Source organism: Salinicoccus sediminis (assembly GCF_000986795.1).
Lineage (GTDB): Bacteria > Bacillota > Bacilli > Staphylococcales > Salinicoccaceae > Salinicoccus > Salinicoccus sediminis.
On record NZ_LAYZ01000026.1, the window covers coordinates 28611 to 44019 of the forward strand.

Annotated in this window: 18 protein-coding genes and 2 riboswitches; of the genes, 14 read left to right on the top strand and 4 right to left on the bottom strand. The window is 51.4% G+C overall.

The annotated features are described in order from the left end of the window. From WN59_RS12625 to WN59_RS12665, 8 genes are all read left to right on the top strand, one after another. The gene (locus WN59_RS12625) at window positions 1-1029 is read left to right on the top strand and encodes a TRAP transporter substrate-binding protein (protein WP_046580674.1); all 1029 of its coding nucleotides are present in this window, start codon (window positions 1-3) and stop codon (window positions 1027-1029) included. 22 nt (window positions 1030-1051) lie between these two features. Next, the gene (locus tag WN59_RS12630; RefSeq protein WP_046580676.1) at window positions 1052-1546 is read left to right on the top strand and encodes a TRAP transporter small permease; all 495 of its coding nucleotides are present in this window, start codon (window positions 1052-1054) and stop codon (window positions 1544-1546) included. Further along, the gene (locus WN59_RS12635; RefSeq protein WP_046580678.1) at window positions 1546-2832 is read left to right on the top strand and encodes a TRAP transporter large permease; all 1287 of its coding nucleotides are present in this window, start codon (window positions 1546-1548) and stop codon (window positions 2830-2832) included. The genes WN59_RS12630 and WN59_RS12635 overlap by 1 nt, the downstream gene beginning before the upstream one ends. Then, window positions 2833-3483 carry a ribose 5-phosphate isomerase A gene (gene rpiA, locus WN59_RS12640; protein ID WP_046580680.1) on the top strand — a complete coding sequence of 217 codons (651 nt, stop codon included), beginning with the start codon at window positions 2833-2835 and terminating at the stop codon, window positions 3481-3483. A gap of 21 nt (window positions 3484-3504) precedes the next feature. Continuing rightward, complete coding sequence (gene hxlA, locus WN59_RS12645) at window positions 3505-4134, top strand: 3-hexulose-6-phosphate synthase (RefSeq protein ID WP_046580682.1); 630 nt, start codon at window positions 3505-3507, stop codon at window positions 4132-4134. Between the two features lie 84 nt (window positions 4135-4218). After that, a complete protein-coding gene (locus WN59_RS12650; protein WP_046580684.1) occupies window positions 4219-4986 on the top strand; it encodes a glycerophosphodiester phosphodiesterase in 768 nt (255 codons plus the stop codon). 21 nt (window positions 4987-5007) lie between these two features. Further along, on the top strand, window positions 5008-6516 hold the full coding sequence (locus WN59_RS12655; protein WP_046580686.1) for an FAD-dependent monooxygenase: 1509 nt from the start codon (window positions 5008-5010) through the stop codon (window positions 6514-6516). A gap of 65 nt (window positions 6517-6581) precedes the next feature. Further along, window positions 6582-6686, top strand: a riboswitch (SAM riboswitch). 75 nt (window positions 6687-6761) lie between these two features. Next, window positions 6762-7712, top strand: a complete 951-nt coding sequence (locus tag WN59_RS12665; protein WP_046580690.1) for an ATP-grasp domain-containing protein — start codon at window positions 6762-6764, stop codon at window positions 7710-7712. 75 nt (window positions 7713-7787) lie between these two features. On the opposite strand, the gene WN59_RS12670 is transcribed toward WN59_RS12665, so the two are convergent. The 3 genes from WN59_RS12670 to WN59_RS12680 all read right to left on the bottom strand — a co-directional run bounded on the left by WN59_RS12670 (window position 7788) and on the right by WN59_RS12680 (window position 10136). Then, window positions 7788-8138, bottom strand: coding sequence for a DoxX family protein (locus tag WN59_RS12670; RefSeq protein ID WP_046580692.1), 351 nt, complete (start codon window positions 8136-8138; stop codon window positions 7788-7790). Window positions 8139-8236: 98 nt separating this feature from the next. Next, window positions 8237-9550 carry a nucleobase:cation symporter-2 family protein gene (locus tag WN59_RS12675; protein WP_046580694.1) on the bottom strand — a complete coding sequence of 438 codons (1314 nt, stop codon included), beginning with the start codon at window positions 9548-9550 and terminating at the stop codon, window positions 8237-8239. Next, window positions 9537-10136: a xanthine phosphoribosyltransferase gene (locus tag WN59_RS12680; protein ID WP_046580696.1), complete on the bottom strand. Its 600-nt coding sequence runs from the start codon at window positions 10134-10136 to the stop codon at window positions 9537-9539. Before WN59_RS12680 ends, WN59_RS12675 begins: the two co-directional genes overlap by 14 nt. Before the next feature lie 126 nt (window positions 10137-10262). Next, window positions 10263-10363: riboswitch (purine riboswitch) on the bottom strand. Between the two features lie 175 nt (window positions 10364-10538). On the opposite strand from WN59_RS12680, the gene WN59_RS12685 reads away from it, so the two are divergent. From WN59_RS12685 to WN59_RS12690, 3 genes are all read left to right on the top strand, one after another. Further along, on the top strand, window positions 10539-10937 hold the full coding sequence (locus WN59_RS12685; RefSeq protein ID WP_046580698.1) for a DUF805 domain-containing protein: 399 nt from the start codon (window positions 10539-10541) through the stop codon (window positions 10935-10937). 90 nt (window positions 10938-11027) lie between these two features. Continuing rightward, complete coding sequence (locus tag WN59_RS13910) at window positions 11028-11159, top strand: hypothetical protein (protein ID WP_269430693.1); 132 nt, start codon at window positions 11028-11030, stop codon at window positions 11157-11159. A gap of 141 nt (window positions 11160-11300) precedes the next feature. Then, a complete protein-coding gene (locus WN59_RS12690; protein ID WP_046580700.1) occupies window positions 11301-12338 on the top strand; it encodes a tellurite resistance/C4-dicarboxylate transporter family protein in 1038 nt (345 codons plus the stop codon). Between the two features lie 35 nt (window positions 12339-12373). Here WN59_RS12690 and WN59_RS12695 read toward each other — a convergent pair whose 3' ends face one another. Further along, entirely contained in the window at window positions 12374-13297 is a 924-nt protein-coding gene (locus WN59_RS12695) for a DMT family transporter (RefSeq protein ID WP_046580701.1), read from the bottom strand. A 134-nt stretch (window positions 13298-13431) separates the two neighbouring features. Between WN59_RS12695 and WN59_RS12700 the strand changes: the two genes are divergently transcribed. Genes WN59_RS12700 through WN59_RS13775 form a run of 3 tightly spaced genes read left to right on the top strand, consistent with a single transcriptional unit; the run spans window position 13432 to window position 15386 of the window. Continuing rightward, window positions 13432-14598 (top strand): amidohydrolase, encoded by a 1167-nt coding sequence (locus WN59_RS12700; RefSeq protein WP_046580703.1) that lies wholly within the window; start codon window positions 13432-13434, stop codon window positions 14596-14598. 29 nt (window positions 14599-14627) lie between these two features. Continuing rightward, a complete protein-coding gene (locus tag WN59_RS12705; RefSeq protein ID WP_046580705.1) occupies window positions 14628-15209 on the top strand; it encodes a nitroreductase family protein in 582 nt (193 codons plus the stop codon). Window positions 15210-15230: 21 nt separating this feature from the next. Next, entirely contained in the window at window positions 15231-15386 is a 156-nt protein-coding gene (locus tag WN59_RS13775) for a hypothetical protein (RefSeq protein WP_197073424.1), read from the top strand. Window positions 15387-15409: the final 23 nt, after the last annotated feature.

The following is a 15409-nucleotide window of genomic DNA, read 5'->3' on the forward strand; positions in this document are numbered from 1 at the left end:
ATGAAAAAATTTTTTCTGACCCTGCTTGCAGCAGTGACAAGTATGACCCTTGTATCCTGTTCCGATGTAAAGAATATCGAGGAAGGGACAAAGGAGGAACCGATCAAGATCATAGCGGCACACAACCAGACTTCGAGTGAAAGTCCCTACCAGGCGGGTCTGCTGAAGTTCAAGGAAGTGGCTGAGGAGAAGTCCGACGGCCGGATAGAAGTTGAGGTGCATGCCGGCACCATCGGTACAGAGGAACCGGAACTTGTGCAGAAGCTCGTGGTCGGAGCGGCGGATGTCGTACTGGTGTCACCGGGCTTCATGACCCGGACGGGCATACCGGAATTTGATTTCTTCGCACTGCATTACCTGTTCGAGAGCTATGAGCATTGGGAGCAGGTGGTAGACGGTGACATCGGGCAGGAGTTTGCAGAGACGGTGAATGAGAAGTCAGACAATGACTTCAAGATGCTCGGCTACTGGTCAGCCGGCGCCAGGCACTATTACGGCAAAAAGCCGATAGAGGAAATGTCGGATCTGAACGGGATGACCATCAGGACACAGACATCCGGTGTCGTATCCGATTTCTGGGAACAGACCGGCGCGATTCCGACATCCGTCTCATGGGGCGAACTCTACCAGGCACTGCAGCAGAATGTCGTGGACTCCTCTGAGAACTCATATCCATACTTCGTACAGCAGAACCATCATACGACAAAGAACGGCAAATACATCTCCGAGACCGCACACGATTATACGACCAGATTCCTGCTTGCCAACGGCAACAGGTTTGACGAATATCCCGAAGAAATACAGGACATACTGATGCAGGCAGCAGAAGCATCCGTTGAAGCAGAGCGGGAAGCGGTGCTCGCGCAGGATGAGGAGTATAAGGAGATTGCCATCGAAGACGGAGCGGAAGTGAACCAGATGGATACTTCCGAAATGGAGGAAGTGGCAAAACCGATCCAGGACGGGCTCGCCGAAGAGCTGGATATGACTGAAACACTGGAAAAGATCAGAAGCATGAGGGAAGAATAATGAGAGTTCCGGAGGTGGAAGAATGAACAGACTGATAAAGACGATAGAAAAGATACAGATTACTGCGGGTATCATATTTCTGATAATCTTTTTCCTTGCCACACTGCTGCAGATCATCACCCGCTACATGGGCATGTCGGTTTTGTGGACGGAGGAACTTGCAAATAATGCATTCATCTGGGCCATCTTCATGGGAGCGGCCGTCATGGTGAAGCATAAAGAACATTTCACATTCGATTTCCTTCAGATGAAGCTGGGCCAAAAGAACAAATTATACCTGAACATATTCATCGATACACTTCTCGTGGCATTCAACGTACTGATCACAATATACGGTTTCCAGCTGCTGGAGCATTTCTGGAACTATACATGGGAAACAATGCCGGCGCTCAAGATGGGCTTTATCTGGCTGGCTGTGCCGGTAATGTCCGTGACGATGATCCTGTATTCTGTGGATCATATTGCAGACTCGATCGGGAAACTTAGCAAAATGGATGGAAAGGAGGTCGGTAACTGATGGGTTATCTCCTGGTTTTACTGTTTATCATACTGCTTGTAATCGGGGTGCCGATTGCATTCGTCATCGGAATCGTGGCATTGCTCGGCATGATGACGATTCCTGATATACCGGAAGTGATCATCCCGATGAAGATGGTCAACGGGCTGGATTCGTTCGTCCTGCTCGCCGTGCCGTTGTTCATACTGGCTGCGAACCTGATGAACTCCGGTAAGATTTCCGAAAAGATGATCGATCTGGCGCTTGCCATCGTCGGCCCATTGAAGGGCGGGCTCGCCCAGGCGAACGTGCTGGTGTCCATGATCTTTGCCGGTGTGTCCGGTGCCGCTCAGGCGGATACTGCGGGTACCGGGAAAGTGTTGATCCCGAGCATGCTTAAAAACGGCTACGACAGGGAGACGGCTGTCGGTGTCACCGCAGCCTCCTCCACAATCGGTGTCGTCATACCGCCGAGCATCCCGATGATCATCTTTGCAGGGGTTGCCAACGCATCCGTCGGCACGCTTTTCCTGGGTGGAATCATACCCGGTATACTGATCGGCCTCGGCATGATGATATTCATATATTTCCTGTCCGTGAAAAAGGGGTATCCGACTTTCAAAAGGGTGCATCTGAAGGAAATAGGGAAGAAGTTCCTGGACACTTTCCCGGCACTTCTGACAATCATCATCATTATCGGCGGCATAATGACCGGCCTGTTCACGGCCACTGAATCGGCGGCGATCGCTTCGGTCTACACGCTTCTTATCAGCATGTTCTACTATAAGACACTCAAAATAAGGGACCTGCCCAAGATCATCTTTGATACACTGTCACTCAGCGCATTGTCCCTGTTTGCCCTGGCGACTGCCAGTGCACTCGGTGAGCTGCTGAGCTATTATCAGCTCGCGACACTTGCACAGACATTCTTTACTGAAAATATTTCGATGAAATGGGTATTCCTTCTGCTGATCATCGGTTTCTTCCTGATCATCGGAACGTTCATGGATGCGATACCTGCAATGATCCTGTTCGTGCCCATCATACTGCCGGCATCCGAAGCATTCGGCATCGATCCGGTGCATCTCGGGCTCATTGTCATAATCACGCTCGCCGTGGGTCTCGCGACACCGCCATACGGATTATGCCTGCTCATTGCCAGCAAGATCGGCGGCTTGTCCATTGAACGCTCGTTTACGGCAGTCATCCCGTATCTTCTCATCATCGTTGCAGTACTGCTCTTGATAGCATTTGTACCGGGACTTGTGTTCATCATACCTGATATGATGGCAGGGGGTGCAGAATAAATGGAGAAAGCTTTTGAATATCTCAATCAATATATTGAAGACGGCAGCATCATCGGGATGGGATCCGGCACGACTATAGAAAAATATATCCCGGTGATGAAAGATCACATTGATAGGCAGGATCTGTCAGTGGAGTTTTTATCCACCTCGCTAAAAACCGAAAAAGCGCTGCAGAACCTGGGTCTCACCGTCATCCATGATGCAGAGAGGGTGGACGCCGCAATTGACGGAGCAGACCAGTTCACAGGAAACTGCCTCGCAGTAAAGGGAGGCGGAGGATCGCTCATGCGCGAAAAGCAGGTGGACTACTTTGCCGGGAGGCTCATCCTCGTTGCACACGAGCGTAAAAAAGTGGAGGACTTTGGCGGAGTTGAGATTCCGGTTGAGATTAACCAGTACCTCTACAGGATGACAGGTAGGCTCCTCGAAGCAACCGGTGCTGCGACACAAATGAGAATGGCCGGAGGGGGGCTGTTCGTCACTGACAATGGGAATTACATCGTAGACTGCACTTACAGAACGGTCGATGATCCAGGTGAGCTGCACCAGGAACTGGTGAACATCCCGGGAGTTGTCGAAACGGGCATATTCGACAGGCATATCAAAGAGATCGTCTCGTTCAATGAACAGGGCTTTAAAACGTATGACTGATCAGAAAGAGGAGAGGAATTTATGAAGCTTCAGATCGCACTCGACAGGTTGACGTATGAAGAATGCTTCCGGATACTTGCCCAGGTGGGTGAATCGGTGGATATCATCGAGGTCGGCACCGGTATCATCAAGGAATACGGGCTCGGCATCGTCAGGGATATAAAAGAGAGGTACCCCCGGAAATCGGTGCTGGCCGATGTCAAAATATGTGACGCCGGAAAGAGTGAAAGCGAGACGGCATTCGATTACGGGGCGGATATCATCACTGTCATGTCTTTCGCCGACATGAACACTATAGGCGCCTGTGTGGAGGCTGCTGAGGCAAGGCAGAAAGAAGTTGTGGTCGATCTTCTGAACAATAAAGATCCGGACGTCTTTGATCAGCTCGAATCTATCGGCGTCAGCTCTGTCAGTGCGCATATCGGCAAAGATCAGCAGTCGGGAGGCGCGGGTCACAATCCACTCTTCCAAGAGCTTACAACAGACCGGCACTTCAAAGTGTATGTCGCCGGCGGCATCAATGAAACCAACCTGGACCGCTATCTCGATCTGAACCCGGCAGTGGTCATCGTCGGAAGCGGCATCACCAAAGCGGAAGATAAAAAGGGAAAAGCGGGTTTGATTAAAAAATCATTGGGTAAATATAATTGAAACTGCACTAAAGGACAGTTAGACCGGGGGATGAGCATGGGAATGTTTCTCCTCTTTTTTAATTCAAATGGAGTGTGAAGGACAATGACTAAAATATACGCGCACAGAGGGGCGATGGGCACCCATCCCGAAAATACGATGCCGGCTTTTAAGGCAGCCCTTGATGCAGGAGTGGATGGTCTGGAGGTTGATGTGCATATGACATCGGACGGCCACCTCGTGGTCATCCATGATGAATATGTTGAGGAGAAGACCGACGGCCAAGGCCTCGTCAGGGATATGACACTTGCCGAGCTACGGACTTTGAGTGCGGGGGTCAGATACAAGGATTTTGAAGCCTATGAGGAAGCGTGGGACAAAGAGACTGTGCCGACGCTCGAAGAAGTGCTGGATCTTGCGGATCATCAGGACATAGAGCTCAACATTGAACTCAAGACAAACAAGGTCCTGTATGAGGGCATCGAAGAGAAAGTGGATGCGATGGTCAGCGCCTATTCGATCGAACACAAGGTGATCTATTCCTCGTTCCATCTGCCGACACTGATCCGCATGAAGACGATCAATCCGAATGCGAGGATTGCATGGCTCAGCAAAAAGGTGCCGGGTATCATCTATGACTATATTAATACGCTGAAACTTGATGCGCTCCACCTGTCATACAAAGCGGTGCTGAAAAAAGTGGAACGGATCAACCATACTGAAGATAAAGTCCGTGTCTGGACGGTCAACGACGCCGACAGTGCAAAACAATTTTTCGAACTCGGTGTCGAAGCTATCATGACAGATTTCCCGCGGGAGATGATTCAGGCCCGGGAGGAATATGAGGCAGCAGAAGCGGGAACAGGGGAATAACACGCGCAAAGGGGCGGTTGTATGGAAAACGAAGTATTGGTTGTGGGCGCAGGGCCGACAGGGCTGGCGATGGCAGTTGGACTTGAGCAGAGAGGCATACCGTTCAGGATCATCGATAAGGCAGACGGACCCGGCGAGGAATCTAGGGCCATGGTGGTCCATGCAAGGACACTTGAACTGTATGACCAGTTCGGCCTGGCAGGGGAAATGATCGATAAGGGAATCATTGCCGATAACGTTGCGATTTTCAATGACGGCAGAAAACGGGGGAAGATCACTTTCGGTAATATCGGCAAAGGACTCAGCCCTTTCCCTTTCGTGCTGAGCCTGCCCCAGGATGTGCATGAACGCATCGTCATCCGCTACCTGCAGACAAAAAATACTGAAGTCGAATGGAGCCGTGAGCTCCTCTACTACGAAGAAACAGATAGCAGAGTCAAAGCTGTCATATCAGGTGATGATGAAACGGAGACGCTTGAATGCAGTTATCTGTGCGGCTGCGACGGCCCGGGGAGCTCTGTCCGGAAACAGATGGGTTATGACTTTCCGGGAGGCACATACGAAGAGGTGTTCTTCGTGGCTGATGTGATGAGCGACAGCAGTGTCGGCGGTGTGCAGGTCCATATGTCAAAAGAGGGGTTTGCCCTTGTTCTGCCGTTAAGGACATCCGGTTCGCTGCGCATCATCGGCCTCGTTCCCGAGCAGATCGCCCAAAGAAAAGAAGATGCCCGGTACGGAGATGTGAGCGACTATGTTGAAAATCATGTAGGGATAGAGGCGGAAACAATCAACTGGTTTTCAACCTACAAAGTCCACCACAGGGTCAGCGAACATTTCAGGAAAGGACGGGTCTTCATCACCGGTGATGCCGCACATATCCACAGTCCGGCAGGCGGCCAGGGGATGAACACGGGCATCGGAGATGCGATGAACCTGTCATGGAAACTGGCCGAAGTGATCGAAGGGGGAATGGATGCGGAAATTCTTGACTCCTATGAAGAGGAAAGGATTCCGTTTGCAAGCCTTCTGGTCAGAACAACCGACCAGGTGTTCAAAGGCATGATTGCTGACAATCCCGCATCGGATGCAGTGAGAAATCTGTTCATGCCGGCTATGGCCCCTGCGCTCACACGGTTCAACGCAGTCCGGCGGACGATGTTCCGCCTCGTCTCCCAGATCCATATCGATTATGAGGACAGCATGCTGTCACGCGGCAGTGCGGGAAAACTCAAAAGCGGCGACCGGCTGCCGTGGGTAAAGTATGGGGACAGTGACAACTATGCGCCGCTTGAAGGTGCGGAGTTCCATTACCAGCTGTACGGTCAGACGAGTGCCGAGATGCGCCGGTTCATGCAAAATTCAAATTTTGCACTGCATGAATTCAACTGGACGGCAGCGGTGAAAAAGGCGGGCATCAGCAAAAACACCGTCATGCTCATCCGCCCGGACGGCCACATTGCGGCAATTGCCGGTGATAACAATGTGGAGCGGTTTTTCGAATATGAAAAAACCTTCATGAATGCTGATTAGTTCATTGACACAATACTCTGAAGGGTTTATCATGATCAATAACCTAGTAATAAAATATGAATTAACTTTTATCCAGAGAGGCGGAGGGAACTGGCCCGGTGAAACCTCGGCAGCAGGTCAGAATGATACTGTGCCAAATCCATCAGACCGTCCGGTCTGGAAGATAAGGCGGGCAGATGCGCTTTCTTATCCGGAAAGCGCATTTTTTAAAATCATGGATAAGGTTATGGAAGGGTATTGATCATATGGAAAAGATCTATGTAATTCATGAAAACAATGAATGGACAAAGCCACTCTATAAACGGTTTGAAGAGCTGGGACTGCCTTATGAAGACTGGAACCTCTCCCGCGGCACCGTCGATCTGAACGAGGCGCCGCCGGAAGGTATATTCTATAACAGGATGAGTGCCTCCTCGCATACAAGAGGAAACAGGTATGCGCCTGAACTTGCGGATGCTGTACTTGCCTGGCTCGAACACTACGGCAGGACGGTCATCAACGGGAGCGGTGCATTGGATCTTGAAGTGAGCAAAGTCCGCCAGTATCTGCAGCTTGAAAAATATGGGGTGAAGACACCGGAAACAATCGCAGCCGCGGGCAAAGAGCAGCTGATTGAAGCCGCGGAAAAATTCAGAGGCAGATCTTTCATTACAAAGCACAACCGCGCAGGCAAAGGCCTAGGCGTCCGGCTCTTCCAATCCCCGGAAGGCTTGAAAGATTATGTCGAAAGTGAGGATTTCGACGCGTCGGTCGACGGCATCACCCTGATCCAGGAATATATAGAATCACCGGAGCCCTTCATCACCAGATGTGAATTCGTCGGCGGTGAATTCCTGTATGCCGTGATGGTCGACACTTCAGACGGCTTCGAACTGTGCCCGGCAGACGCCTGCTCGGTCGAAGACCTGTTCTGCCCGGCCGGGGCCGATGCAGGCAGCCAGCCAAAATTCCAGATCGTCAACGGGTTTGACGAGCCCGTCATTGAAAAGTATAAAAAAGTGCTCCGGGACAACGATATCCAGATAGCCGGCATCGAATTCATCAGGGATAAGAATGGCACGATATATACCTATGACATAAACACGAACACAAACTACAACTCGAACGCAGAAGAAGCAGCCCGTCAGTACGGCATGCTCGAGATTGCGAAATACCTCGGATATCTGCTGAAAGTGGATACCGTTACAAACGAATAGGTATGATTAAGAAGCCGGGGGATCATGATCCCCCGGCTTCTTCGATTTTAACAGTATCCTTTTGAAAGGACATTGCTACTTCTTAACATCTTCAAGCATATCGACCATCAGCTGCTGGAGCGGCAGACGTCCGAGCAGTGCCCATTTCGGATATTTTTCAAGGCCGAGTTTTTCCTGGTGGGTGTACATATAGATATTGGCAGGGAATACTGCCCACAGGAATTTCTGCATTCCGTTCAGCTGCCAGTTTCTGATTCTGCCGAGAAGCAGCAGTACTCCGAAAGCAAACTCCAGCAGGCCGGTGAAGTAGGCGGTGAATGTCTTAAAGGGTATGAAGCCGGGTGTGATGCCGGCAAATTTCCCGGGTTTCAGGAAGTGGGCGATTCCTGCAATCAAAAATACTGTGCCCATTATGATTCTTTTCATGATAATCTCTCCTGCTTAACTGTCTTTGTGCAACAGTATATGCCCAAAATCTGCACAACACAAACAAAAGACGCCTCTGTGGGAGACGCCCTGAAATACTAGCCTGTCACGTGTTGTTCGCGGGAAGCTTTTTCCGCATTGACAGCAGGTGCTTTTCTTATATTGAAGACGATGTTGAGTATGATGGCCGTAAGGCTCCCCATCACGATGCCACTGTCTGTGAGGACGGATATGCGTTCTGGAAGTGCTGCGAACAGTTCAGGCACTGCGGTGACACCGAGTCCCATGCCGACGGAAATGCCGACGATCATCAGGTTCTCCTGCTTTTCAAAGTCTACATTTGAAAGCATCTTGATGCCGTAGGAGATGACCATGCCGAACATCGCAAGCATTGCACCGCCAAGGACGGATGTCGGGATGGCGAGTGTCAGTGCACCGATTTTCGGGACAAGGCCGAGCAGGATCAGCATGCCGCCTGCAATATAGATGATGTGGTTGCTTCTCACGCCGGAAAGCTGGACGAGGCCGACATTCTGTGAAAATGTCGTATACGGGAATGAGTTGAACAGGCCGCCGAACAGTATGGCGAGCCCTTCTGCCCGGTAACCGCGCTTCAGATCCTCTTCTCCCAGTTCCTTGTCGGTGATGTCACCGAGTGCAAAATAGACGCCGGTCGACTCGACAAGGCTGACGACTGCGACGAGAATCATCGTCAGTATCGGTGCAAGATGGAATTCCGGCATGCCGAAATAGAATACCTGTGGCAGATGGAACCAGGAGCTTTCGCCGACTGCAGAGAAATCCACGAGCCCGAAAAATGCACTGACCCCGGTACCGATCATGATGCCGAGCAGTATGGCGATGGATTTGACGAATCCCCTGCCGAATTTGAAGATCATCAGTATGACGAATAAAGTCCCGAATCCGATGGCAAGGTTCATCGGCGAGGCGAAGTTCTCACTGCCCTGGCCGCCGGCAAGATCGTTGAATGCGACGGGAATGAGCGTGATACCGATGACTGTGACGACGGATCCGGTGACGACCGGCGGGAAGAACCGGATCATCTTGCTGAAATACCTGGCGATGAGGACGACGGCGAGACCCGATACGAGGATGGATCCATAGACGGATTCGATGCCGTAGCTGTTGCCGATGGCGATGATCGGTCCGACGGCGGTGAATGTACACCCGAGTACGACAGGCAGACCGATGCCTGAAAATTTATTCTTCCAGACCTGCAGTATGCTCGCAACACCGCACATCATGATATCGATGGCGATCAGATAGGTGAGCTGGGCGTTGGACAGGCCGATGCCCGCCCCGATGATGAGCGGAACGATGACAGCCCCGGCATACATCGCAAGGACGTGCTGGAGTCCGAGGGACAGTGATTTCGTCTTAGACATCTGCATTGGAATGCTCCTTTTCCTTAACAAATTCGATTTTGCCTGCTTCGAGGTTTGCGATACGGGCGAGCGATTCTACATGATACCCTTTCTCCCTGAGGGCGCTCCCGCCCTCCTGGAATGCTTTTTCAATGACGATTCCGATGCCGGCGATCTCAGCGCCTGCCTGGTCCGCGAGATGGATCAGCGCTTCGGCGGCCTTGCCGTTGGCGAGGAAATCATCGATGATGAGCACCGTGTCATCCTCCCCGATGAATTTATGGGCGACACAGACTTTATTGATCTCCTGTTTTGTGTAGGAGTACACTTCGGAAGTAAGCAGCCCGTCCGTCAGAGTGAGGGACTGCCTTTTGCGGGCAAATATGACCGGCACACCCATCAAGAGCCCTGCCATCACAGACGGGGCGATGCCGGATGATTCAAGCGTCAGTATTTTCGTGATGCCTTTCTCTTCGAAACGGTTTTGGAACTCCCGTCCGATTTCATGCATCAGCGACGGATCGACCTGATGATTCAAAAAGTTGTCGACTTTGAGCACAGTTTCGGAAAGGGCGATCCCTTCTGTTAAAATCTTCTCTTTCAAAATATCCATTCTTTTCACCTCAGCCATTTTTTAAAACCATTCTTCCAAATAAAAAATCCCAAAACCACCGCGCATCCGAAGGATGAGCAACAGTTCCGGGATCAAAGGAGAATGTACACGGGTACATTCATATCCGTCCGTATTTTGCCCACCCATAGTCGGAACATTTACGGTGTCCGGTAGAAACTTGCAGACCATATCACTGCTATTATATGAGTGCTTTAATTTAGAATAATACTATTGTAACACCATTGACGAACTTTTCAACAGTATTATCAAATTAAGTTCATGTTTTAATGCGTTTTCATGAGGTCTGACAGAACAACTTTCGTGTTTTTGGAGTAGGACCTTATGAGATGATGATTATTTTTAGTATAATGAAAGAACAACAAACAATGAGGAGGAACGGATGTGTTCAAAGATCTGAAGGATTACTTCGCAAAGGCATTCCAGTTCAGGGGACGCGCGACAAGAAAAGAATACTGGGTGCCGAACATTGTGCTCGGCCTGTCCGGTATCGGTCTCGCGGCAGTCAGGGCGCCCCAGCAGATGCAGAACGTCCTGGGCGCACTCATTTCGATACCAATGATATCCCTTACTTCAAGGCGGTACCAGGATGCCGGTGTTTCGGGCTGGTTCCAGCTGCCACAGCTGATGTCATTTCTCTTGATGCCGCTCGTTTTCATGAGCTTCATCAAAAGGGGAGCCAAAGCGGCGGTCATCACAGTCATCGCACTTTTCAACATTACAGGGTTCATATTGACCCTCCTGCCAAGTGACGGGAACAACCGGTTCGGCAGACGGCCGTAAAATTTTTACCGTATATTTACAAAAAAGTAGTGAAACCACTTACATTCCGTGCTACAATTCCTTTAATAATTTATAGAAAGGGAGATTGTCATGGATGCGACACTTGCAGATTTTCTCTTCCAGCTTGCCGGCCTGTCGGCAATCGGCGGCTTCGGCTATCTGATCTACAGGCTCAATCACAGCGGCGAAAAAGATGATGGACAGGTAAGGCAATACGAATAGAACCCATAGATGTTTCAGGCTGTCACCTCATTATGGTGGCAGCTTTTATTTTCAAATGACGGCAAATTGAAAAATTTGAGAAAGTTGTATATCATAAATAGGTTAAACTTTTTATAAATAAGGACAGAAAGAGTGGGTATCGTGTTGAATTTTTTCAGACGCCAGTCGCGCAACCTGTTCCCGGGATATTTTGCGATGGTCATGGCGACCGGCGCATTGTCGCTTTCATGCTGGTATCTGGGGCTTCCCGTCGCTGCAGAAGCACTCATATACTTCAATCTATTCATATATGTAATCCTGCTCGCATTGAATATCATGCGGTTCACACTCAATACGGGTGAATTCCTTTCCGATCTCGGGGACCACAGCAAGGGGCCGGGATTCTTCACACTGATTGCCGGCACCGAAGTGCTCGGCAGCCAGCTGGTGGTCATCAAGGGATTGTATGTGTGGGGGTTCATATTCTGGAGCGTGGCATTCTTCCTCTGGGCAATATTGATGTATACATTTTTCACTATCATCATCGTCAAAAAAGTGAAGCCGGTGATAGAAGAGGCAGTGAACGGCGGATGGCTGCTGGCAGTCGTCTCCACAGAGTCCATCGCTGTGCTCGGGACACTGGTCGCTTCCGGCATGGGGGCTTACAGCGACATCATACTGTTCATTTCACTCTGCCATTTTCTGCTCGGCTGCATGCTTTACCTGAACATCATCGCATTCATATTCTACAGGCTGATGTTCCTGAAAGTGGAGGCGATGTCGCTCGCACCGCCGTACTGGATCAACATGGGGGCACTGGCCATCACGACACTCGCCGGTTCCGTGCTCATAATCTACGGCATGGATTCCGCACTGATCAGGGAGCTCGGGGTCTTCATCAAAGGCTTCACCCTGTTCTACTGGGTACTCGGAACATGGTGGATTCCGCTGCTCATCACACTCGGCATATGGCGGCATATTGTAAACCACTATCCGTTCACTTATGATCCCCAGATGTGGGGCATGGCCTTCCCGATTGCCATGTACACCGTCGGCACGACGAAACTCTCCCTCGCACTGGATCTCGGATTTCTGATGATCATTCCATACATCACGATATTCGCAGCCATCGGCGTGTGGCTCGCCATTCTCGCCGGAATGGTATTCAGCCTCACGAGAAGACAGTTGAGAAGGATGTAAAAAGAGGGCGGCCCAAGTCGGGCCGCCCTCTTTGTTCAGAACGCCTGAAGCAGTACGATGCCGGACAGGATCATGGTTACTCCGATGATCCTCCTCGCATCGATCGGGTTCTTATGGATGCCGAGGAGTCCGAAGTGGTCGATGAAGAGTCCCATCAGCATCTGTCCGAAGATGACGGTCATGAGTGTCAGCGTGGCACCGAGGTGCGGCATGAGGACGATGTTGGTCGTGACGTAGAGCGCACCGAGTATACCACCGATGAAATGCCACGGCCGGATGCTGCCGCTCGTGCTGTCATATGTGACGAAGCGGATGTGTCTGGCAACGATCAGTGACAGTATGAGCAGTGCGGCGGTGCCGACGATGAAGGATACGAGGGATGCGAAAAAGAACGAATCCACTTCATGCCGGAGTGCGCTGTTTACAGCGGTCTGGATGGGCGGCATGGCACCTGTGAACAGGCCGAGTGCGAGCCAGATGTTCGATGATTCCGCTGCCAGACGTGCGCTTTTCTTCTTATAGTTCATGAAAATGATGCCGGCAATCATGATGACGATGCCGAGCACCCTGAAAATGTTGATGGGTTGCACAGAGGCGTCAAACCAGCCGAACGTGTCGATCAGAAGGCCGATGACCATCTGTCCGGCCACCGTCATGATCACTGTAAGTGCCGCGCCGATCTTCGGCAGTAGCAGGACATTGCCGGTCAGGTAGATGACCCCCATCAGGCCGCCGACAAACCATATGTATGAAAAATCCTGGCTCGTCACGTATGACGGCGAAAGTTTTCCCGGGTTCGCAAAAAGGTTGAAGAGGACGAGCATGAGCGTGCCGACCAGAAAAGAATAGAACGACGACAGGAAGACCGACCGGGTGAATACGGCCAGCCGGCTGTTGATGGAAGTCTGGACCGGGATGAGTGTGCCCGCAACGGCCCCGAGCAGAATCAGCATTATCAAATCTTCCATCTCCTTTAAATTTTATCAGTATTAAGCCATTTTATACGAGAGGCGGAATATTGGCAACTCAGCCTTATTTAATATGCACGGTTCTAGTATACTGTAGGAATAAGAATCATTTGGAGGGAAAGCCCATGACGATGGAAACGAAGAATCTTAAACAGTCCCTGATCGGCTGGCGGAGACATTTTCACAGAAATCCGGAACTTTCATATAAAGAATATGAAACATCTGAATATATTGCAGAAGTGCTCGGGACATTCGACGGGATCGAAGTGTCGCGGCCGACGGAAACGAGCGTTCTGGGAGTGCTCAGGGGGATGAAAACCGATGGCCCGGTGGTACTGCTCCGTGCGGATATCGATGCACTGCCGGTGAGTGAGGAGACGGGTGTGGAATATGCCTCATCTAACCCTGGCGTGATGCACGCATGCGGCCATGACGCTCACTCCGCGATGCTGCTCGGCGCGGCATGTGAACTCTCGCGCATGCGCGGTGAAATCGACGGGGAAATCCGCTTCGTCTTCCAGCACGCCGAGGAGGACTTTCCCGGCGGTGCCACTGAACTTGTCGATCTCGGCGTGGCAGATGGGGTGGATTATGCTTTCGCCCTCCATGTGTCCCCCGATTATGAAACGGGATATTTCGCTGTGAGGGAAGGTGCATTCTGTGCCGCGGCGGATGACTTCCGCATCCGGATAACGGGCAGGGGCGGGCATGCCGCCAGCCCGGACACCGCAATCGATCCGATCATCACCGGATCCGAGTTCACGATGAGTCTGCAGACGGTTGTCTCACGCAAAATATCGCCGCACAAAGTGCCGGTCATCTCAGTCACCAATTTCCACGGCGGCGACGCAATGAACGTCATACCTGAACATGTTGAAATCGGCGGCACCGTCCGCTCGATAGATGAAGCGTCAAGAGTGCGGGCACGAGAGGAACTGGAACATGTATTAAAAGGGGTGACGGCGGCACACCGGGCGGAGTACACCATAGACTGGGACATTGGGTACCCATCGGTCTTCAACAGGACGGAAGCGGTGGAAGTGACCCGCAACGCCGCCGGAAAGATATTCGGCACCGACAAGCTGATCGAAGTGGACCAGCCGATTTTCGGCACCGAGGATTTCTCTTCGTTTTCACAGGCGGTCCCTGCATCCATGCAGTTCATCGGGGTGCACAGCAAGGAGGCGGGGGGATCCTACCCGCTTCACCATCCCAGGTTCACTGTTGATGAGGAAGCACTCGAGAAAGGGGCACTTTATTTTGTTGAGATCGCGAGAAGTCTGGTAACCTGAGGTTAATAAAAAATTGAGGAGCAGTGATCATGGACGTAACAGAAGCAATCAGAGGACGGCGCAGTCTGGGCAGAGTGAAGGACACGCCGGTTGAAAGAGAAAAGATAGAGGCGATGCTCGGGTCGGCGGTATGGGCGCCGAACCACCACCGTACGGAACCGTGGAAATTTTTCGTGCTGAGCGGGGAGGGCAGGAAACCACTGTCCCGTGTGCTCAAAGAGGCTGCCCGCGGCCGGGTGGACGATCCTGAGTCGGAGGAAGGAAAGAAGCGCATAGAGAAAATCAGCAAAAAGCCGTTCGCCGCTCCGACGGTGATCGCAGTCGTGCTGTCCCCGTCGGATAATCCGAAGGCAATCTACATAGAGGATGTCTGCGCGGTCGCAGCAGCGACCCAGAACATGCTGCTCACGGCGCATTCGCTCGGGCTCAGCGCCATCTGGCGGAGCGGTCCGATCTACAATACGCCCCCGGTGAAGGCGCACTTCGGTCTCCGGGAGGATGAGGAGATTCTGGGGCTCGTTTTCGTGGGTGAACCTGACATGGCAAAAGATAATGTCAAACGGGCCCCCTTTGATGAGAAGACGACATGGATCGACAGTGATGATCAGTAAGAACGGAGTGGAGGATTTTTTATGAAAGTGGCAGCAGCAATCTGTTTTGGGATGGGGACACTCATCATGTTCGGTACACAGACATTCCTGCCTGATGCACTGATAGTGCCCGGATATTTTGCCGTGTTCTTTCTATTCGTCGCCGGAATTTATATTACGTACGGCTCAGAATTATAATAAAAGAAAATGGAATGGGGAAA